We start from the raw sequence: 23,423 nt of genomic DNA, 5'->3' as shown, positions 1-23,423 counted from the left end.
ATGGTATGAATAGATATTTTCCAAAGACAATTAAAAATCGTATCACTATAATTATAATGTGTTCTACAATTATTACGACTATATTGATATCTTATTTTTGTTTTTCTACATTTCAATATTTACTCAAAAAGAATATAATTCAATCTACTGGTTCAAATCTTCAATTAGTTATGAAAAATATTGAAAATAATATGGAGAATGTTGAGAATTTAGCAAGGTGGTGTAGCACTAATACTTTAATTTCCTCTTATGTATCAAATGCTCCAGTCAATATTTCTGGTAGAGATGCATTGAATACTTATTATAGACTTCAAGAGGAATTACTTAATTCAAGGGCAAGTAATTATGTTGGAAGGTTAATAATCAGTAATCCTGAAAATGCTTTATTACAGACATTAGATAGCAACAACGAAGGGTTTCTCTCTGATGGAAAAACAAGCAGAGAAGTTCCATACTTTCAAGAATTAATAGAATCTAGCGATTTAAAATGGATTGGGCTAGAAAAAGATCCATTTAAGAGAGATGATGATTTATATATAATACCAATAATTCGTCCAGTATATAGTAATGCTAATTTAAATGTTCAAGGATGGGTATATATTTCAGTAAATACAAGTATCATTACAGACTATTTAGAAGATTACAAACTTGAGGAAAATTCGGCATTATATATTATAGTAAATAACATTATTTATTTATATAAAGATAAAAAGTTAAAAGAAATATCACCAGAATGTACAGTAGTTAAAAAAGATACTACCATATATAATAAAGATATTTCTTATTATATAGTTAAAGATGAAGAGGGAATATCACATACTGTTGTTAGTTATACTTCTAATTTAAGTGGATGGTATATAGCTCAAAGTATTTCTAATGAGCAATTCTTTGTGAAAAGAAGTACTTATCTTCCTTTAATTTTGATTATCATAGTGCTGCTATTTTCTCTAGGTAGTGTTCTAGCATATACTTTTAATAGAATGATTAATAATCCTATATGTAAAATTAATAAAAAAATACTTGAAATTTCATCTGGTGATTTTTCAAGAAATACTTTTATAGAGAGTTCAGATGAAATTGGAACTATAGGTAAAGGTATTAATATCTTATCAAAAAATATTTTAGATCTTATAGAATCCAGAGTTTCAGATGAAAAACAAAAGAAAGAATTAGAATTTAGAATGCTTCAAAGTCAAATAAATCCGCACTTTCTCTATAATACTTTAAATTCTATTAAGTGGATGGCAACAATACAAAAAGCTACAGGTATACCAGAAATGACTACATCTCTTGCACGTCTATTAAGAAATATTGCAAAAGGAACTAGAGAGTTGATTACAATAAAAGAGGAACTGGAATTGTTAAAAGATTACATAACAATTCAACAGTATAGATATGGTGGAAGTATTACTGTCAATTATAATGTTATGTCAGATGAGTTGTATAGCTGTAATATTATTAAATTTACATTACAACCTATTGTTGAAAATGCTATATTTCATGGAATAGAGCCAAAGTTGGTAGAAGGAATTATTGATATTAATATTAAGAATATTGAAGATAACAAGGTAAGAATCGAGGTTGTTGATAATGGTATTGGCATACCTGAAGAGAAAATGAAAAAATTACTTACTTCAAAAGAAGCTACTAGCAAAACTTCTTTCAATAATATTGGCATAATCAATGTTCATGAAAGAATTAAATTAACATTTGGTAGTGAGTATGGATTAAATATTGAAAGTAAAATTAATCAATACACTAAAATTATAATTATGATTCCTTACCAAAGAGGTAAATAAGATTATTTTTAAAAGAGGAGAGTATCTATGTTTAAATTATTAATTGCTGATGATGAGCCTTTAGTTCAAATTGGCGTCAAAGCTATGTTAAATTGGAGAGATTATGAAATTGAGGTGGTTGGTACTGCATCTAATGGCAAACAAGCACTTAATATAATTCAATCTAATATTCCTGATATAGTGATAACAGATATAAAAATGCCAATTATGGATGGATTAGAATTAGTTAAATATTGCATAGAGAACTTTGAAAATCCTCCAGTATTTATAATCTTAACAAGTTATGAAGAATTTGAATTTGCTAAGCAAGCCATTAAATATAATGTAATCGACTACTTGATTAAGTTGGAATTAGATGCTAATATCCTGAAGGACTCTATAAGAAGAGCTTTAATTCAAATTAAAAAAATAACTGAGAAAAGAGAAGATTCTAATGTATTATATGAAGAAAAGCTTAGGGTTCATATTTTTGAAGAAAAATTTTTTGTGAAACTTTTATATAATTTATTCGAAAGTGAAGAACAATTGATTATGCAAGTAAAGGAGTTGAAACTGGATTTAAATGGAGATAGATTTTTATCATGTTTTTGTGAAATATGTGGAGATGATGAAGAAGTATTATCTAATGAGAAAATATTAAACCAGTATATATGTACAATAAACATGTTTAAAGAAATAGTAGGTAAGTATTTAAAGTGTTTTATTCTTTCTCTTGATTACAAGCATTTTGTAATTATTTGTTGCTTTGATAAATCTGAAATTGAGAATATAAATACATTAGTACTTTCGTCTCTTGAAAAAGTTTGTTTAATGATTTATAAATACTTTAATGTAAAAATTAAAATTGGAGTTGGAAATTCCTATGATAAGTTACAATCTGTAGATATTTCCTTTGAAGAGGCAAGACATTGTTATAATTCAAATATTAATAGAGGAAATATTACACTTTATTCTGAATTTAAAAAATCCAGTTATTTAAATGACACATTTGATTTATCTTTATTTAAAGAAGATTTTGTAAAAGCTTTTGAAGAATATAATATAGAAGAACTTTACAGGATATTTTCACAAATAATAAGAATATGTAATGAACAACATACTAAATATTTGCAAGCTCTTGATTGTGCCTGCAATATTTTATACCTTTGCTTAAATTTATTACCTAATGGAGAAGATTGTATTAACAGTATATTTTGTACAGAGGTAGATGGATATAAAAGTATATATCAAAAAAAGAATGTTGCACAAATTATTAATTGGATTAAATTACTTAGAGATAAGTTATGTGAATACTTACAAGAAAGAAAGAAAAATTATACTAATAACACAATTAATCATGTGAAAAAATATATTAATGAACATTTAGAAGAAAAATTATCATTAAATGATATTGCCTGTATGTACAGCATTAGTCCAAGTTATTTAAGCACTTTATTTAAAAAATATTGTAATATAGGTTTTTCAGAATACATTACGCAAATAAAAATTAATAAGGCAAAAGAACTATTATTAAAAGAAAATTATAAAGTATATGAAGTTTCAAGTATGTTAGGTTTTGAAAGTGCTTTTTATTTTAGCAAGGTATTTAAAAAAGTTACAGGATATTCCCCCAAAGAATATACACAAAAACAAGCTTAACATATGGATGAGAAAAAGAATAGATTGAAAATTTGTAATGGAAATCATAAAAAAGTATATGTTCTATTAAAAAAGTGATTTTGAAAATATTATTAGAATTATATGAAAAAGTGAATGAAATAGAAAAAAAGTCTATTCTTATAAATATTGGGTTTATATATAATGGATTTGTAAACCAATACAAGACTTATTAAAAGTAAGGGGGAAAGGAATAATGAAAATTAAAAAATTGGTTAGTATGGTTGTAGCCTTTTCGTTAACAGTAACAGCATTAATAGGGTGTGGAAGTAGCTCTGAATCTAATAATACTCAAGGAGGAGCAGACTCTTCTGGAAAAGTCACTTTAAAAATGGCAGTATGGGACAAAGATAAAACGGCATATTTACAACCTGTAATTGATGCATATAAAACTAAAAATCCAAATGTAGATATTGAATTATTAGATATTTCGTCAGCAGAATATCAAGATAAGCTTTCTGTTATGTTATCAGGAGGATCAGATGATATTGATATTATTACAGTAAAGGATACTCCAGGGTATTCATCTATGGTAAATAAAAATCAATTAGAACCATTGGATTCTTATATTTCAAAAGATGGTATAAATCTAGATGCATATTCCGGAACAGCAGAACAATTAAAAGTTAGTGATAAATTATATGCAATACCATTTAGAAATGATTTTTGGGTTTTATATTATAACAAAGATATTTTTGATAAGGCTAATATAGCATATCCTACTAATGATATGACTTGGAAACAATATGAAGAACTTGCTGAAAAGGTTGCATCTGGAGAAGGTTCAAATAGAATTTATGGTACTCATGATCATACATGGAGGTCAACTGTTCAATTACCAGCAGTGTTAGATGGTAAAAATACAATAATTCAAAATGATTATTCTTTCTTAAAACCATATTATGAAATGGCTTTGAAAATGCAAAATGATAAAGTGATGATGGATTACTCATCTTTAAAAACAGGAAGTATACATTATTCAGGTGTATTTGAAAATAATCAAACTGCAATGTTGCCTATGGGGTCATGGTTTATAGGACAACTTATATCAGATAAAAAAAGTGGTACAGCTAATATGAATTGGGGAGTTGTGAAATATCCTCATGCAGATGGAGTTGAACCAGGTACAACAATAGGTACTATTACATCACTTGCAATTAATTCAAAATCTTCAAAAAAAGATTCAGCATGGAATTTTATTAAATTTTTCACTGGAGAAGAAGGTGCAGATATAATAGCCAAAAATGGGACAATACCTGCGATTAAAAGTAAGAATGTTATAGAAACAATATCTTCAACAGAAGGATTCCCAACAGATGAAATGAGTAAAAAAGCTCTAGAGACAGCAAAGACTTATCTTGAAATGCCAGTAAATGATAAAAGTGCAGCAATTGAAGTTATATTAAATGAAGAACATGATCTTATTATGACAGGAAGTATTAGTGTTGATGCTGGATTAAAAGAAATGGGAGAACGTGTTTCAGAAGCATTGAAAAAATAATATATATGAAACAATAGAAATTTAAGGGGTCAAAATTATGGCCCCTTAAGCTTAAATTAAATACAAAGGGGGGACATGTTTAGCTTATGCTAAGCGATTTATATGCAAATAAAAGCAAATATGAATATTCGAGAAAAAAAGTTATTCACTAAAATGTCCAAAAAAGAATTGAAAAAAAACTTGATTGCATATTCTTTTATACTTCCTAATTTTTTAGGATTTGCAATTTTTACATTAATACCTATGATTTTTGCACTTGCATTGGCTTTTCTTAATTGGGATGGTTCTAATCCAATTACTTTTGCAGGCTTAGATAATTTTAAACATTTGTTTGAAGATTCAACTTTTAGAATGTCAATATTAAATACAATTTATTATGCTATTGGAACTGTACCTCTTACATTAGTGGCTTCCCTTGGAATCGCTATCTTATTAAATAAAAAGATTTTTGCAAGAAATTTTTTTAGAACTATTTTTTTCTTTCCCTATGTAGCATCACTAATAGCAATAGCTGTGGTATGGAATATGATTTTTAATCCAACTATGGGTATTGTAAATAGTTTTTTAACATCAATTGGGATTTCAAATCCACCAGGGTGGACTTCATCAACTACATGGGCAATGCCAGTAATTATTTTTGTTAGTGTCTGGAAGAATATGGGGTATTATATGGTCATATATTTAGCAGCTCTTCAAGGAATTCCATCAGAGTTATATGAAGCAGCAAGCTTAGATGGAGCAAGTGCGTGGCAAAAATTTAAGAATGTTACGTTACCTATGCTGACACCAACAACTTTCTTTGTCAGTATTATGCTTACAATATCTTGTTTTAAAGTTTTTGATTTTGTTTATATGATGACACAAGGAGGGCCAGGACGTTCTACCATGGTTTTGGTATATCATATTTATAATACTGCATTTAAGGAATTCTCTTATGGATATTCTAGTGCTATGTCTATGGTATTATTTGTGATTGTATTGGTAATTACTATATTTCAATTTAGAGCAGAGAAAAAATGGGTTAATTATGTCCAATAAAACCATTGAAGGACAGGAGGTTAAATTATAATGAATAAAAAGAAAAAAGAATTAATTTCAAAAATTCTAATTTATGTAGTGCTTATAGTACTTACTATATTAATGTTAGTACCTTTTGTATGGATGGTATCTGCATCGTTAAAATTAAATAAAGATGTTTTCAAATATCCATTTGAATGGATACCAAGCAAGCCGGTTTGGAAGAATTATATAGATATATGGACTAAAATTCCTCTTGCAACATTTATTTTTAATACTACAAAATTAACAGTTATTATCACACTTCTACAATTGTTTACTAGTAGCTTTGCGGCATATGCATTTTCAAAATTAGATTTTAAATTTAAAGATGTTTTATTTTTAGTTTATATCGCAACTATTGCAATTCCTTGGCAGGTATATATGGTGCCACAATTTATAATGATGAGAGGATTGCACTTGAATGATACTCATTTATCATTAATCTTACTGCAAGCTTTTTCAGCTTTTGGAGTATTTTTAATGAGACAATTTTATATGTCAATACCAAATTCACTAATGGAAGCAGCTAGAATTGATGGCTATAATGAGTATAAAATTTATACAAAAATAATGTTACCACTTTCAAAGCCAGCACTATCAACTTTGACAATATTTACATTTGTAGGTGTATGGAATGACTTTATGGGACCATTAATATATATTAACTCAGAGAAACTAAAAACTATACAAATTGGACTTAGAATGTTTATATCTCAATATTCTGCAGAATATTCACTTATAATGGCAGCATCATTAATTTCATTAATTCCAGTACTTATTATATTTCTAGCTTTACAAAGATTTTTTGTAGAAGGAATTGCAGCTACAGGAATAAAGGGATAATAGGTAAAATACTGGGGAGGAATTAATTTGAATATAAATGGTTTATTTAATCCAGATAATATTTTTTTTAGATTTATGAGCAGAATTTCAGATTTAATGATAATAAATTTTCTTTGGATAATTTGCAGTATTCCAATTGTAACTATTGGGGCATCAACAACAGCTTTATATAATGTAACATTAAAACTTGTGGATGAAACAGAAGGATATTTGTTTAAGAATTTTTTTTCATCATTTAGGGAGAATTTTAAAAAGGCTACAATTCTTTGGTTTGGAATTTTATTTGCTTTTTTTATAATTGGAGTGAATATAATTTTTTGGATACAATTTAAATCCATTACAGGGTATATTGCAATATGCCTAGTGTTATTTAGTCTTTTTATATTTTTATTTACTGAAGTTTATATTTTCCCTATTTTATCAAGGTCTAACAAAACCATTAAAGATACAGTTAAAGATGCATTTATCCTTTCAATAAGATATTTGCCATATAGCCTCATAATTACAATAGTTAGCTTAATATTTATAAGTATACTTATAATTTTCCCTTTTACAATTTTGTTTATGATATTTGTTGGTTTTGCATTTTATGCTTTTATTAATTCGTATATATTTATAGCAGTTTTTAAGAAGAGCATGTTTTATGTAGAAGAATAGTTATGTATTAGATTTTTTATAGTGATGGTATGAGTAAAAGAAAATGTTATTTAAAAGGAGTATTTCTAATGAGTTCAAAATGGATAGAGGAAGCATGGAAATTTATAGAGGAAAAAATTAATTTAAGTAATGAAAGAATTGGAGCTAATTTTCCTCATGTAAGTAAAAATAAACATTATGATTTAGAAAAGCCACAATGGTGGACAGCAGGCTTTTGGCCAGGAATACTATGGTATGTATATCTAGGAAATAGGAATGAAAAATTTAAAATTACAGCAGAAGAATGTGAAAAAAAGATGGACTATTTGCTGACTGATACTGAATTAATAGATCATGATATGGGGTTTATGTGGACATTAAGTAGTATAGCTAATTATAAAATAACAGGGAATAAAGAATCTAGAAGAAGAGCTTTACTTGCAGCAAATCTCTTAGCAGGAAGATTTAATGTAAAAGGAAATTATATTCGTGCATGGAATACTTGGATAGGCAAAAAAGACAATTCTGGGGTTGTAATTATTGATTGTATTATGAATTTAGCTCTTTTATATTGGGCATCAGAAGAGACTGGAGATCCAAGATTTAGGCATATTGCAGAAAGTCATGGAAAGATGGTGCTAAATAATTTTATAAGAGAAGATGGTTCTGTTCAACATATGGTTGTATTCAATTCAGAAACTGGTGAAGTTTTAGAAAAACTTGGAGGGCAGGGATTTGCTGCTAATAGTGCATGGGCAAGAGGTTCTGCATGGGCTATTTATGGACTTACAATTTCATATAAATATACTAAATATATAGAATTTTTAAATGCAGCTAAGAAAACGGCACATTATTTTATTACAAATATGAATGGTAAAAAATATCCTGTTTGGGATTTTAGGGTTCCTGAAGATGGAGAAAGGAAATATAGATATCCTGATTCATCAGCTGCAGCAATAGCTGCTTGTGGGTTGTTACTTTTAAGTGAGCATGTTTCGGAATTTGAGGTTTCATTATACAAAGATATTGGAGAAAATATGCTAAAAGATTTGTACTATGAATGTGCAACAAAAGACAATATGGAAGAAGAAGGATTGATATATCATGCTACTGGTCATTTTCCGGAACAAAAAAATATAGATATTCCAATAATATATGGTGATTACTTCTTTACTGAAGGAATTGCAAGATTAAACAATAAAAAAATATTATTTTGGTAAAAGTTAAATAATTATTAAATCGCATTATTCAATATAGAATACTGCGATTTAATTATAATTATGATGAATTGAGGAAGATTAATATGGTTAAAGAAAATATAAGATTATACAATAAAAATCTTAAGGACAATCCATTAAAAAATAAGAAAAATTTAAGAGAAGCATTATTAAGTATAATAGAGCCATTAATACCATTTTTAAAAGAAGAAAAGCCTGGACATTTAAATCTAGGAACTAGCGGGTCAGTTTATAATGAGGAGGTTAGAGAATGTGAAGCTTTTTTAAGACCTTTATGGGGAATAGGTCCTCTTTCTACATTAAAATATGAAAAAGATTTAGAGTTAGTTGGCTATTTTGTTAAAGGATTAATAGATGGGACTAATCCTAAAAGTGAGAGTTACTTTGGAAAAGTTAATGATTACGATCAACTTATGGTTGAAATGGCCTCAATTTCTCTATCTTTAATATTATCTAAGGATATATTTTGGGATGCTTTAGATAATGAAGAAAAAGATAATTTGTATAATTGGTTAATTCAAATTAATTATCATAAAATTCCAGATACTAATTGGTTGTTTTTTAGGGTTCTGGTAAACATCGCTATGAAAAAGTGTGGAAGACCATGGTCTGAAGAAATAGTTTCGAGAGACTTGGAAAAAATAGATTCATTTTACTTAAATGATGGTTGGTATTTTGATGGATATGAAAATCAAATAGATTATTATATTCCATTTGGAATGCATTATTACGGTTTAATTTATTCAAAAGCAATGGAAGAGGAAGATCCGAAAAGATCTGAGGTATTTAAAGAACGTGCAATATTATTTGCACAAACTTATAAAGATTGGTTTTCAATAGATGGACCAGCTATACCTTTTGGAAGAAGTTTAACTTATAGATTTGCTCAATCATGTTTCTGGTCAGCATTAGCTTATGCAAATGTAGAGGCATTGCCTTGGGGAACTATAAAAGGTATTGTAATGAAAAATTTAAGATATTGGTTTAATAGAGATATTTTTTCACCAGATGGACTTTTGAATATAGGATATGGGTATGAAAATTTAAATATGGCAGAAGGGTATAATGCCCCTGGTTCTCCATATTGGGCATTAAAGATATTTTTAGTTTTAGCAGTACCTGATGATCATCCATTTTGGTTGTCAAAGGAACAGGATTTACCTTTTAAAGATAAAAGTATTCAAAAAGGTCCTAGAATGATAATTTATCATGATAAAACTGGGAAAGAAGTTCAAGCATTTACATCTGGTCAACATTCTCATGAACATGCTCATGCTGATGCAAAATATGAAAAATTCGTATATTCAACAACTTTTGGATTTAGTATACCTAAAGGGAGATTATTACTAAAACAAGGAGCATTTGATAGTTCTTTAGCTTTATCTGAATGTGATGGATATTATAAAACACGTTATGGTTGTGAGAGTTATGATATTAAGAATGATTATATTGAATCATGTTGGAAACCTTGGAATGATGTAATAATAAATAGCTTTATTATTCCTTTGTTCCCATGGCATGTGAGAATACATGTTATTGATACTAAACGTACATTAGATACTGCAGAAGGAGCATTTGCAGCACCCCTTGATGAGGGGAAAGAAATTCTATTTCAAGATAAGGTTTTTTACAAATTTAATAATTGTATTACAGGTATCATAGATTGTAGTGGAAATCAAAAAAATCAAATGATTACACCTGAACCAAATACTAATCTGTTATATACACGTACTGTTATACCAACATTAATAGGACAAATTAATCCAGGAAGGAATATTTTAATTTCAGCTATTTTAGGTGCAACGAATGTCTCTAAGGATTTTGATTTAGGACAAAATCCTACTGTAACCTTTAGAGGAAATTTGGCTATTGTTAAGTTTAAAGAAAAAGAAGTTCATGTAAAGATATGTTAAAGTATTTTAAAATCTAATAGTGGAAAACACCTAAATAATTTTTTTATACAAATTTATATGGTGATAAGATTAACCATTTTCGACCTATAATTATAGGATGAAGATGGTTTTATATTTTTTACACATTAAGGTATGGATAGATTTTAAATTGTTTAACTAGTTTTTAGTAAAGAATAAAAATTAAAATGTTTGTTAAATGCATATAATAATAAAAGTTTTATAACATGAAGTATTAAAAATTGAATTGCAATCTAATATATGGATTCGATTTCTAAAGTATACGGTTAGGAGTGATTTGTTTGAAATATAATGGAGCTGAAATAATTATTAAATTACTAGAAAATGAAGAAGTTGAATTTATTTCTGGCATTCCAGGTGGATTTAATTTACCAATATATGATGCTTTATATGATAGTAAAATTAAGCATATATTGGCTCGTCATGAGCAGGGTGCTGGATTTATTGCTCAAGGAATTTCACGAACTACTAATAAAGTAGGTGTATGTTTTGCCACATCAGGACCTGGTGTTACTAATCTTCTTACAGCTATAGCTGATGCTAAACTTGATTCTATTCCTCTTGTTGCAATAACTGGTCAAGTACCACTAGATGCTATTGGAACTGATGCATTCCAAGAAGTTGATGCATATGGATTGACTATTCCTATTACCAAGCATAACTTTTTAATTAGAAATATAGATGAACTTTTTACTGTTATCCCAGAAGCATTTAGAATTGCTAATGATGGAAGGCCTGGGCCTGTACTTATAGATATACCTAAAAATATACAAACACAAATAATTGAAGTAGAACAATTTCAAGATAAAAAACATTCAGTTAATATAGAAAGTATCCATGAACAGAAAAATATCTCTACAAAAAAAGCATTTAATATTTCCACAGTTGAGTGTATGGCAGAAATTATAAATAATTCAAGAAAACCTATAATATACGCAGGTGGAGGGGTAATTAATTCAAAAGCATCTGATAATTTAAATGAATTAGCTAAAAAGAATAATATTCCTGTGGCATTGAGTTTAATGGGACTTGGATCTTTTCCTCATAATGATGAATTGTATCTTGGAATGATTGGAATGCATGGAGCTCCTTATACAAATTATCTTTTGCATGAAGCTGATTTAATTTTGGCTTTGGGTGCAAGATTTGATGATAGAGCTACTGGTAATGTACAGAAGTTTTGTCCTAACGCTTCAATTATTCATATTGATATAGATCCTTCTGAAATAAATAAGCTTAAATCAACCAATCTGTCTATAGTTGCAGATATTAAGGGATTTTTAGAGACTATTATTCCATTTATTAATGTTAAAAGGAGGAAGTCGTGGATTGAAAGAGTTAAGTTTTTTAAAGAAAAATATCCACTTCCAGTATATGAAGATAATTTACATCCAGCTAATTTAATTCCGTTCATAGCTTCTAAAGTACCTAGTAATACAATTATAACTACTGATGTTGGAAAACATCAAATGTGGGTTGCTCAACGATATCCATTGATAAAGCCAAAGACATTATTAACTTCTGGAGGACTTGGAACTATGGGATTTGGACTTCCTGTAGCCATTGGGGCAGCATTAGTTAATAAAGATAAAAAGATACTTTGCTTTAGTGGTGATGGGTCAATTCTAATGAATATTCAAGAACTTGCTGTTCTTGCAGATTTTAATCTAAATGTAAAAGTAATTATATTTACAAATAATAGTTTAGGTTTAGTTCGTCAACAGCAAGAACTTTTTTATAAAGAACATTATATAGCTTCTAGTTTTATATCTAATCCTAGTTTTAGGAAAATTGCTGAAGGTTTTGGATTAGAAGGTTATGATTTAGGGAATGAAGAATATCCTTTAGAGAAGCTTGAAGAAATATTAAGTAAAGATGGGCCATGTGTAATAAATATTCCTATTAAAGAAAGTGAAAATATATTTCCAATAGTTCCTCCAGGAAAATCTAATATGGAAATGATAGGTGGTGAAAGCTTTTATGATTAATACTAATTTTTATCTTATTGAACTTCTTGTGAGAAATCATTCGGGGGTGATGAGTCATATAACTGGACTTTTTGCACGACGTGCCTTTAATCTTGAAGGGATATTATGTACAAGAGTTGGTGATGGTAGCACAAGTAAAATGTTTTTATTGGTAAAAAACGATTTTATTTTAGAGCAAATTATAAAGCAGCTTGAAAAGCTTTATGATGTACTTGAAGTGTCTATTCATCAAGATTATAATCAGTCAATTTTTGAAAGTCTTGATAAAGTTCTTAAGCTTAATGATTAGTAAAATAAAAAAAAGAATGACTTCATAGGGGGAAGTCATTCTAGTAACACATTACTTATTTTTGGGGGAATAAATAATGATTTAACTACCTTATAAATCATATTATATAAACTTATTATGGCATAAATGTGACAAGTTATAAAAAAGTTTTAAAAGTCATAGGATTAATGGGTATTAAGTTAGGATAAAATTAAAAAGAGTATTCATAAATAAATTATTATTAATTGTTATTAGATGAATTTCTGATAAAATAAAGAGAAATATGTTTTAGATTAAATTGATAAGGGGAATGATTTATGAATACAAAAGAAATAAGAGACAAGTTATCTAGCACTGAATATGACTTCCTAAGAACTAATGAGCATTTACAGGATAAAATAATATTACTTACTACTGGAGGAAGTCATGCTTATGGCACTAATATTGAAACAAGTGATTTAGATATTAGAGGTATAGCTGTAGAAGCACCAACAGAAATAATAGGATTAGCTAGTTTTGAACAATTTGAAAATAGAGAAACAGATACAGTTATTTATGGGTTGAGAAAAGTGATATCTTTAATGTTAAATTGCAATCCTAATGTACTAGAAATGCTTGGAACAAAAGAAGAACATTTGTTTATATGTAATAAATATGGAAAACTTCTGAGAGATAATGTGGAGCTATTTTTATCCCAAAAGACTATTTATAGCTTTGGAGGATATGCTACAGCACAGCTTAGAAGGCTACAAAATGCATTGGCTAGAGATAATTATCCTCAGAAAGATAAAGAAGAACATATTTTAAGTACAATAAAATCTCAATTAATGACTATAGAAGATAGATATAAAGCTATTAATAATGGAGAGTTAAATTTATTCGTAAAAGAATCTGAAAAGGAAAATTATGATACAGAAATATATATGAATATAAGTTTAGAAGAGTATCCTTTGAGGGATTTTAAAAATATATATTCTGAAATGAGTAATGTTATTAGAGATTATGAAAAATTAAATCATAGAAACAGTAAAAAAGATGAGTTACATCTTAATAAACATGCTATGCATTTAATAAGATTATTAATTATGGGAACAGAACTATTGGAAGGTAAAGGAATTAATACTTATAGAGAAAATGATATTGAATTTTTAATGGATATACGAAAAGGAAAATATTCATATGAAGATATATTTTCTATGGTAGATGAGTTTGAAAAAAAGTTTAAGTATGCATCAGATAACACTACTTTACCTACAAAACCAAATTACAATAAAGTAGAAGAAATGATAATGGAAATAAATAAGGATGTGATACTTAATGAGTATAAAAATTAATATACCAGAAGATGTGAAATCAATATTGAAGACATTACAAAATAATGGTTATGAAGCTTTTGTTGTTGGTGGATGTGTTAGAGACAGTATTTTAAATAGAGCAGTTAACGATTGGGATATAACTACATCAGCAAGACCAGAGGAAACAATAAAATTATTTGATAAAATTATTCCAACAGGATTGCAACATGGAACTGTTACAGTCATGGTAAATAATGAGGGGTATGAAGTAACTACATTTAGGAAAGATGGAAAATATGAAGATGGTAGACACCCTAATGATGTAGAGTATGTAACTTCAATTTTACTAGATTTATCACGTAGGGACTTCACGATTAATTCAATGGCTTATAATGATGAAGATGGGTTAGTAGATCCATTTGAAGGCTCAAAAGATTTAAAAAACAAAGTAATAAGATGTGTTGGTGAGGCTAAGGAAAGATTTAATGAAGATGCTTTAAGGATGCTCAGAGCATTAAGATTTTCAGCACAATTAGGGTTTAATATAGATTTAGAAATTATAGAAGCTTGTAAAGAGTTATATAGCAATTTAAATAAAATATCAGTAGAAAGAATTAGAGAAGAATTTAATAAAATTTTACTTAGTAATAGTGAAAGATTAAAAACAGGATATATTTTAAATTTAACAGATTGTTGGATATCAGAATTAAATGGGTTAGAGGAATTTAGTCAGAATAATCCATATCATGTTTATTCTTTATTTGATCATACTTTAGAATCCACTAATTTAATAGAAGGTGAATTACAGCTAAAATTGGCCATGTTATTACATGATTTAGGAAAAGTTAATACAAGAACTATAGATGATTATGGAATAGCTCATTATTATGGGCATCCTAATGAATCTGTTTATATAGCTGAAAAGATATTGAAAAGGTTGAAATATGATAATGATACTATAGAAAAAGTTTTAACTCTAGTGAAATATCATGATTCAGAGCTAAGAAGTAAGAAAAGTATTAAAAAAATGCTAAATAGAATAGGTGAAGACTTGCTAAGAGATTTAATCAAAGTAAAGTGGGCAGATATATTAGCACAAAATTTAGTATATGCAAAAGATAGACTTACAAACTTAGTTAAAGTAGAACAAAAATTAAATGAAATTGTTAAAGCAAAAGAATGTTTTTCTATAAAAGATTTGGCTGTTAATGGTAGAGATTTAATTGATTTAGGTATAAAACCAGGAAAAGAAATAGGTATAATTTTAAATAGGTTATTGGATTATGTAATAGAAGATAATAGTTTAAATAATAAAGAAAGTTTATTAGAAATTATAAAAAGTGTTATTTAGAAAATAAAAAAGAATGGCTAAATAGGGGAAGCCATTCAAAAAAGTTTTATATTATTTATTATAGGGGAAATAAATAATGATTAACTACTATGAATTTTATTATAGATTAATATTATGGCAAGACTATGACAAATAAAAAATAGTTGCTAAGTATTTTGGGATACAAAGTAATAATTGTTTGTGATAGAATTAAATGAAAATGTAGTTACACATAATATTAAAATGACAAAAATTATTAAAAGAAGGTTAATGAGTAGTATGAAAAGAGTAAGTGAAGTTTTTTTTGATTATAAGTTAAATGGAAACATAAATACTGCTATTATAGAATCTGTAATTATTAATAAAAAAACTAGAATCTTAGAGATGAAGATTAGTTCAGGAAATTATATTGAGTTTGAAGAAATCGATAGTTTAAATAGGTTCATAAAAGAACGATTTGAATTAAATGATTCTAAAATTAGTGTAAAGTATTCTGATGGAACAAGTTTAAAGCCTTTAGAAGATGAACTTAGAAATATTATATTTTTCTTGTCAAAACAACATCCAGCTTTAAAGGCAGCAGTTAATAATGGTGAATATGAGGTAGCTGAAAATACTATAAATTTCAATTTTAAGATTCCAGTATCAAGTTTTTTTAGAACTATGCAATATGATAAAAAAATTAATAATTTTATAAAAAGTTTATATGGAAAGACATATAATATAAATTTTGTTGATAACATAAGTGCTGATGATATTGCAAGGATGGAGGAAGACAAACGTGCAGGTGAAATAGCATATATGAAAAATGAAATTAAAAATATACAAAAAGTTACTGCACCTAGTGAAACTTCCAAGAAATTTGAAGAAAATAAAGATGAAACAAAAGGAAAAGGTGATGGTAAAAAGTCCAATCCACAATTAATAATGGGGCGAAACGCTAATATTAAAGATCCAGTAGTAAAAATTACTGATATAACGCCAAATGAGGGAAGAGTAGTTATTGAAGGAGAAATATCAAATATAGAGGCAAAAGAATTAAGAAGTGGTAAGACATTAATTTCTTTTGATTTATATGATGGGTCAAATTCTATGACTTGTAAGGTGTTTTGTAAGCCTGGTGAAGAAATTGAAGTATTATCTAGGCTTAAAAAAGCTAAGGGGGTTAGACTCGCTGGAAATGCAGGCTATAGTAATTTCTCTCATGAAGTTGAGATGATTGCAAATATTGTAATTGAAACAGAGGGAATTAGGAGAGTTAAGAGAGAAGATAATACAGAGGTGAAGAGAGTAGAACTTCACATGCATACACAAATGAGCCAGATGGATGCTATGGCTAGTGCTACTGATTTAATTAAAAGAGCTATGAGTTGGGGAATGAAATCTATTGCTATTACTGATCATGGAGTTGTTCAATCATTTCCTGAAGCACATAAGCTACTTGGAAGAGATAACAAAGATATGAAGGTTATATATGGAGTAGAAGCATATTTAGCACCTGATAAAACACCATCTACAACTAATATAAAAGGTCAGAGCATTGATACCACATATTGTGTTCTAGATTTAGAGACTACAGGATTTTCTCCAGTGACAGAAAAAATTACCGAAATAGGTGTTATGAAAGTTAAAGATGGAAAGGTAATAGATAAATTTAGCTGTTTTGTAAATCCTCAAAAACCAATACCACCAAGGGTTATAGAAGTTACTAATATAACTGATGATATGGTAAGAAATGCAGAAACTATAGAACAGGTATTTCCTAAGGTTCTAGATTTTGTTAAAGATACTGTTTTAGTAGCACATAATGCAGAATTTGATATTAATTTCTTAAAGCATAATGCAAGAGTGTTAGGGTATGAATTTGATTTTACTTATATGGATACCTTATCCCTAGCGCAAGAACTTTTTCCAGATTTTAAAACTTATAAGTTAGGGAGAATTGCTAAAAATCTTGGGATAAAGGTTGAGGTAGCGCATAGAGCTTTAGATGATGTTGATACTACTGTTAAGGTATTTAACATAATGATTGACAAATTGAAGGAAAGAGGAGCACAGACTCTAGAAGATATTGATATATATGCTTCTGATGAAGAATCTAAGAAGGTAGCTTACAAAAAGGTTAAGACTAACCATGCTATAATCTTAGCAAAGAATTATGTAGGGTTAAAAAATCTTTATAAGCTTGTATCATATTCACATTTAGATTATTTTTATAAAAAGCCACGTATTTTAAAGAGTATGTATGAAAAATATTCAGAAGGGTTAATCCTTGGGAGTGCTTGTAGTGAAGGAGAATTATTCCAAGCAATACTTCTTGGAAGATCTGATGAACAGATAGAAGAAATTGCAAAGTATTATGATTATTTAGAAATCCAACCTCTAGGAAATAATGATTATTTAGTAAGGCAGGGGCAAGTGCCAAATAAAGAATATATACAAGAGATTAATAAAAAAATTATAAATCTTGCAGAAAAATTGAATAAACCTGTAGTTGCAACAGGAGATGTACATTTCTTAGACCCAGAGGATGAAATATACAGACGTATATTAGAAGCAGGACAGGGATTTAAGGATGCTGATGATCAAGCACCATTATATTTAAGAACAACTGAAGAGATGCTTAATGAGTTTTCTTATTTAGGAAGAGATAAAGCCTATGAGGTTGTAGTTACAAACACTAATAAGATAGCAGATATATGTGAGCAAATTAGCCCCATTTCTCCAGAAAAATGCCCTCCACATATTGAAGGGTGTGAGCAGACAATTAAAGATATTGCTTATGAAAAGGCGCATGAGCTTTATGGAGATCCACTGCCAGAAATTGTTCAGGCAAGACTAGATAAAGAATTAGATTCTATTATAAAAAATGGATTTTCAGTAATGTATATTATAGCTCAAAAATTGGTGTGGAAATCAAATGAAGATGGATACTTGGTTGGGTCTAGAGGATCTGTAGGATCTTCTTTTGTTGCGAATATGACTGGTATAACAGAAGTTAATGCACTTCCACCACATTATAGATGTGCTAAATGTAAGTATTCTGATTTTGAAGATTATGGTGTATTAAATGGTTTCGATTTACCTGATAAAGTATGTCCTGTTTGTGGAGAAAATCTACATAAGGATGGGATAGATATACCATTTGAAACTTTCTTGGGATTTAATGGGGATAAGGAACCTGATATAGATTTAAACTTCTCAGGAGAATATCAAGCAAAAGCCCATAGATATACAGAAGTTATATTTGGGAAAGGTACAACATTTAAGGCTGGAACCATAGGTACTATAGCTGAAAAAACGGCCTTTGGTTATGTTAAAAAATATTATGATGAGAAAAATATTCAAATAAATAAGGCAGAAACAATAAGAATTTCAACAGGGTGTACAGGGATAAAAAGAACTTCTGGACAGCATCCAGGAGGAATTATAGTTGTGCCAAAAGGAAGAGAAATCTTTGAATTTTGTCCTGTACAGCATCCAGCAGATGATCCAAATTCAGATATTATAACAACACATTTTGATTATCATTCTATTGATCAAAATTTGCTTAAGCTAGATATTCTTGGTCACGACGATCCAACAGTTATAAGGATGCTTCAGGATTTAACAGGAGTTAATCCTACAGATATACCTATGGATGATAAGGAGACTATGTCTTTATTTTCATCTACTGAGGCTCTTGGAGTAACTCCACAGCAGATAAATTCAGATGTTGGAACATTTGGAGTTCCTGAATTTGGGACTAAGTTCGTTAGAGGAATGCTCGTAGATACAAAACCAAAAACTTTTTCAGATTTATTATGTATATCAGGACTTTCACATGGTACAGATGTATGGCTTGGAAATGCTAAAGATTTAATTGATAATGGTGTAATTACTAGTATCAGTGATGCAGTATGTACAAGAGATGATATTATGGTATATCTAATTAAAAAAGGGTTACCACCAAACACTGCATTTAAGATAATGGAAACTGTACGTAAGGGAAAAGCTTTAAAAGAGCCTAAATGGGGGGAATATGAAGACTTAATGAGAGAGAATGATGTACCAGAATGGTATATAGATTCTTGTAAAAAGATAAAATACATGTTCCCTAAGGCTCATGCTGCTGCTTATGTAATGATGGCTTTTAGAATTGCATGGTTTAAGGTTCATATTCCTAAAGCTTATTACACAACATACTTTAGTATTAGAGCCAAGGCTTTTGATGCTGAATGGATGATATTTGGAAAAGAAAAGGTTAAGGAAAAGATGAAAGAAATTCTGGCATTAGGTAATGATGCAGGGCCTAAGGATAAAGATATGTATGATGATTTGGAGATAGTTCTTGAAATGTATGAAAGAGGAATTAAATTTCTTCCAATTGATTTATACAAATCTAATGCTACAAAATTTCAACTTGAGGAGGATGGCATAAGACCATCTTTAAATAGTATGGCAGGTATGGGGAATGTGGCAGCAGAAAGTATATCAAGTGCTGCTAAAGAAAAACCATTTAATTCAATAGAAGATGTAAAGAAACGTTCTAAGATTGGAAATGCTGCTATTGATTTGCTTAAAAAGTTTGACTGTTTAAAAGGGCTTCCAGAAAGTGATCAAATGTGTTTCTTTGATATTTTGGGATAGTATTTAAATTCTAAATAAAAGGGATATATTAGAATAAGTTATAGACATTCTAATATATCCCTTGATTTTATATTAAATATAAAAATATGAACAAAAAAAGAACGACTTATCTAAGGGTAAACAAGTCATTCAAAAAATTCATCTCATTATCTATTATAGGGGAATAAATAATGTTTTAACTACTTTACAATATTAATTATAAAATTATAATATGTCAGCATTATGACAAAATTAAAATTAAACATGGTTAATATATTCCTTAATTAAAGCTATTTTGTTATTGAAGTTACTTTCTAGTAATAAAAATATTTTTATTTAACATATTATTATAAATGTCTTCATATTATATAAAAATATGTTAAGTTAAATCTATTAGATGTGAGGGTGAGTATTATGGATAAAATCATGGGTATGGTTAATATGTTTAGTGGTTTAAGTGCAGATATGAAAATGTTTATAGGGGTAATAGTAGTTGCTGGAGTATTATCTAAATTAACTACGGAACCTAAATAGTTAAAGAGTTGAGTGATTTTAAACAAGCTACCTAGAATAGATTTCTTCTATTTTAGATAGCTTGTTTCATTTTTTTATGTTGTTTGCATAAATTTACATCTTATTTTTAAAATTTCTTCTAGCAATGAGAAAAATACAGCTAGATAAAGCTAGTAATGAAGCTGCAGTAAGAAGAAAAATAGAATTATTATCACTAGTTTTAGCTGTGTTGTTTTCAGGGTCATCTATTGATGGGTCAGGATTTGTAAGTGTATTAGTATCTTCTGGTTTTGGATTATTTTCATTTTTATTTGGGTCAACAGTTGGTTGAGTTAATTGTTTCTTTTCTACTATATTTATAGTTTGAGTAACTTTTTGATTAGTATCTTGAATTACACCGTTTACAATAAACTGACCTGTTTTTGAGGTATCTATCTTATTCCATGTTACAGAAACAGTTTTTTTAGTACCATTACCAAAGGTTGCTAGTACATTTTCAGGTAAAGAGAAACTTTCACCTTGATTAACATCAATAGAATCAGCTAATGTTAAGGATGTTACATTACCATTAACAGTATATATATTAGGTTTTGAAGGAGTTTTCATACCTGTTCCTAGGAAATAACTAGTATGAGGTGGTTGATTGTAACCAACATTTTGCCAAGCAACACCTAATCTATAAACAGGATCATGCATTAATGTATCAAAGCGATAATTTGTAACATCAGTAGTGGAGTATATACGAAGCTCTTTATTATCAGCAGATCTCCAAACAACTTCCTCTCTCCAATCCCCTAGAATATCAGCTTGTAATACTGGAGTTGCTTTAGTTGAGTTATTTGAAGCTGATCCAGTAGCATCAAGAATTGTTTTCATCTTACCATTTTCATAATCCCATTTATATATTTTAGTATCATCTAAAAGTTCACGAGAAAGGTCACCATCCCACCATGTAGCAAAATTCATAGCAGTAGGGGCATTTGCAGCATCTGCTATTTTTTCACCTTTAATTGAATAAAGTCCAACTTGTTTGGCAGCCCAAACTTCTTCACCAGGATAACGAGGATCTATATCAGCAGCAACTCCACGCCCACAATCACCATCAGCAACTTTAACACCCATGAGAATTTCGCCAGTTTTTGCATCATGAACTTCTGCATTGTATTTACAAGTTTTATCTTCATGAACTTGGAAAACCTCAAGACCTGGTCTAGTAGGGTCTAAATCACCAACATGAAGAGCATCACCATGAGAAAGCCCAGTCTGATATAAGCCTTTTCCATTATCGTCTATTGCAGCTGAACCAAATATAATTTCATCATTATTGTCACCATCTACATCAGCAATAGATAAATTATGGTTACCTCTTCCTTGATAATCACTGTTTTGATTTTGATCAGCAATGAAATTCCAACGAGATGATAGTTTACCATCTTTAAAGTCATAAGCAGAGATAGCAGTTTTTACATAGTAACCTCTAGACATAATTATACTTGGGTGAACTCCATCCAAATAGGCCACCCCAGCTAGAAATCTATCTACACGATTACCATAACTATCACCCCAGTCAGATACGCTACCACGTTCTGGAGCAAAAGGAATATTAGACATAGCAGCGCCTGTTTGACCATTAAATACAGTTAAATATTCATTACCACTTAAGACATATCCCTTATCAGTTCTATAATCTGCATTTTTATCGCCTATAACATTTCCAACACCATCAACAGTTCCATCAGCTGTTCTAAAAGCAATTTCTGCCTTTCCATCACCATCAAAATCATATGCTAAAAATTGTGTGTAATGAGCACCAGCTCTAATATTTTTGCCTAAGTCAATTCTCCAAAGACGAGTTCCATCTTGTTTGTATGCATCAATATATACATTGCCAGTATACCCAGATTGTGAATTGTCCTTAGCGTTTGTTGGATTCCATTTTACAATATATTCATATTGTCCATCACCATCTAAATCAGCAACGCTGCCATCGTTTACATCGTAAGTGTAATTTGCATCAGGGCTTGTCCCAGCTTGGGGGATTGTTCCACCTTGTGGTACTTGAAGTGGTATGGATATATAAGGACTAGTTGAAGGTTTTACATAATCAGTAGCTGCTAATTCAACACCATTAACAATAGGCCTAATATAATATCTGGAACTTCCATCACCATTAGAATCTACATAGTTTGTACTATTTGTAATAGGTTTTGAATTAAGCTTAATTCCTTCTTTGTAAATATTAAATTCTATATTAGGATCATCAGTACCAAGTAGTCGCCATCCAATATATACACCATCATTAACTTTTGTAGCAATAAGTCCACGATCTAAGGTTTCCATTTGCCTAGCTCCAGTATGTATAGTTGAATCAACTGTTGCAGCATTTACTTTTAATGGATTTTTTACAAAAGTAGTTAATGAAGAGGATACAATAAACGATGAAAGAAATAAGGAAACAATCTTTAATTTACGCATTTAAAAACACACTCCATTCTATATTTTTTTGTTAAACGTTTACTTAAGAGTTGCAATTGTTTATGGTATTTGCTTTCTTATTAATATGAATTAAATTAAAAGAAAAATATATAAAAAAGCAAAGACAAACAAAAAGTAGTTTTTCCTTTAATTATCACATCCTTTAAAGTTTAAATTTTTAAAGCATATAATAGCTGTAATAGAATATATTTTAATTATTAGAAAAAATTTACTATAGAGATATTATAACACAAATAAATATAATTACTAGATATTTGTAGTG

The 23,423-nt window shown here is 28.9% G+C and carries 14 protein-coding genes; 13 read left to right on the top strand and 1 reads right to left on the bottom strand.

The window, feature by feature from the left end:
• The first annotated feature begins 5 nt into the window (after window positions 1-5).
• The 13 genes from NNC19_RS08910 to polC all read left to right on the top strand — a co-directional run bounded on the left by NNC19_RS08910 (window position 6) and on the right by polC (window position 20,173).
• Complete coding sequence (locus NNC19_RS08910) at window positions 6-1,799, top strand: histidine kinase (protein ID WP_310938282.1); 1,794 nt, start codon at window positions 6-8, stop codon at window positions 1,797-1,799.
• Between the two features lie 27 nt (window positions 1,800-1,826).
• Window positions 1,827-3,437, top strand: a complete 1,611-nt coding sequence (locus NNC19_RS08905; protein ID WP_310938281.1) for an AraC family transcriptional regulator — start codon at window positions 1,827-1,829, stop codon at window positions 3,435-3,437.
• Window positions 3,438-3,651: 214 nt separating this feature from the next.
• Window positions 3,652-4,956 carry a sugar ABC transporter substrate-binding protein gene (locus NNC19_RS08900; protein WP_310938280.1) on the top strand — a complete coding sequence of 435 codons (1,305 nt, stop codon included), beginning with the start codon at window positions 3,652-3,654 and terminating at the stop codon, window positions 4,954-4,956.
• Between the two features lie 102 nt (window positions 4,957-5,058).
• Window positions 5,059-5,994, top strand: coding sequence for a sugar ABC transporter permease (locus NNC19_RS08895; RefSeq protein ID WP_310938279.1), 936 nt, complete (start codon window positions 5,059-5,061; stop codon window positions 5,992-5,994).
• A gap of 30 nt (window positions 5,995-6,024) precedes the next feature.
• Window positions 6,025-6,858 (top strand): carbohydrate ABC transporter permease, encoded by an 834-nt coding sequence (locus NNC19_RS08890; RefSeq protein WP_310938278.1) that lies wholly within the window; start codon window positions 6,025-6,027, stop codon window positions 6,856-6,858.
• 27 nt (window positions 6,859-6,885) lie between these two features.
• The gene (locus tag NNC19_RS08885) at window positions 6,886-7,515 is read left to right on the top strand and encodes a DUF624 domain-containing protein (RefSeq protein ID WP_310938277.1); all 630 of its coding nucleotides are present in this window, start codon (window positions 6,886-6,888) and stop codon (window positions 7,513-7,515) included.
• A 68-nt stretch (window positions 7,516-7,583) separates the two neighbouring features.
• A complete protein-coding gene (locus NNC19_RS08880) occupies window positions 7,584-8,714 on the top strand; it encodes a glycoside hydrolase family 88 protein (protein WP_310938276.1) in 1,131 nt (376 codons plus the stop codon).
• An 83-nt stretch (window positions 8,715-8,797) separates the two neighbouring features.
• On the top strand, window positions 8,798-10,645 hold the full coding sequence (locus NNC19_RS08875) for a DUF2264 domain-containing protein (protein ID WP_310938275.1): 1,848 nt from the start codon (window positions 8,798-8,800) through the stop codon (window positions 10,643-10,645).
• Window positions 10,646-10,944: 299 nt separating this feature from the next.
• Complete coding sequence (ilvB, locus tag NNC19_RS08870; protein ID WP_310938274.1) at window positions 10,945-12,651, top strand: biosynthetic-type acetolactate synthase large subunit; 1,707 nt, start codon at window positions 10,945-10,947, stop codon at window positions 12,649-12,651.
• Window positions 12,644-12,940, top strand: coding sequence for an acetolactate synthase small subunit (ilvN, locus tag NNC19_RS08865; protein WP_310938292.1), 297 nt, complete (start codon window positions 12,644-12,646; stop codon window positions 12,938-12,940). The genes ilvB and ilvN overlap by 8 nt, the downstream gene beginning before the upstream one ends.
• A 296-nt stretch (window positions 12,941-13,236) precedes the next feature.
• Window positions 13,237-14,253, top strand: coding sequence for a DNA polymerase beta superfamily protein (locus NNC19_RS08860; RefSeq protein WP_310938273.1), 1,017 nt, complete (start codon window positions 13,237-13,239; stop codon window positions 14,251-14,253).
• Complete coding sequence (locus NNC19_RS08855) at window positions 14,237-15,565, top strand: HD domain-containing protein (protein ID WP_310938272.1); 1,329 nt, start codon at window positions 14,237-14,239, stop codon at window positions 15,563-15,565. The genes NNC19_RS08860 and NNC19_RS08855 overlap by 17 nt, the downstream gene beginning before the upstream one ends.
• 258 nt (window positions 15,566-15,823) lie before the next feature.
• A complete protein-coding gene (gene polC, locus NNC19_RS08850; RefSeq protein WP_310938291.1) occupies window positions 15,824-20,173 on the top strand; it encodes a DNA polymerase III subunit alpha in 4,350 nt (1,449 codons plus the stop codon).
• Between the two features lie 606 nt (window positions 20,174-20,779).
• Here polC and NNC19_RS08845 read toward each other — a convergent pair.
• The gene (locus NNC19_RS08845) at window positions 20,780-23,140 is read right to left on the bottom strand and encodes an Ig-like domain-containing protein (RefSeq protein ID WP_310938271.1); all 2,361 of its coding nucleotides are present in this window, start codon (window positions 23,138-23,140) and stop codon (window positions 20,780-20,782) included.
• Window positions 23,141-23,423 lie beyond the last annotated feature (283 nt).

Origin of the sequence: Clostridium sp. SHJSY1, from assembly GCF_031626875.1 — a bacterium.
In the GTDB taxonomy this organism is placed as follows: Bacteria; Bacillota; Clostridia; order Clostridiales; family Clostridiaceae; genus Clostridium.
The sequence above is the reverse complement of the archived record's forward strand: the minus strand, read 5'-3'. Positions and strand labels throughout refer to the sequence as shown.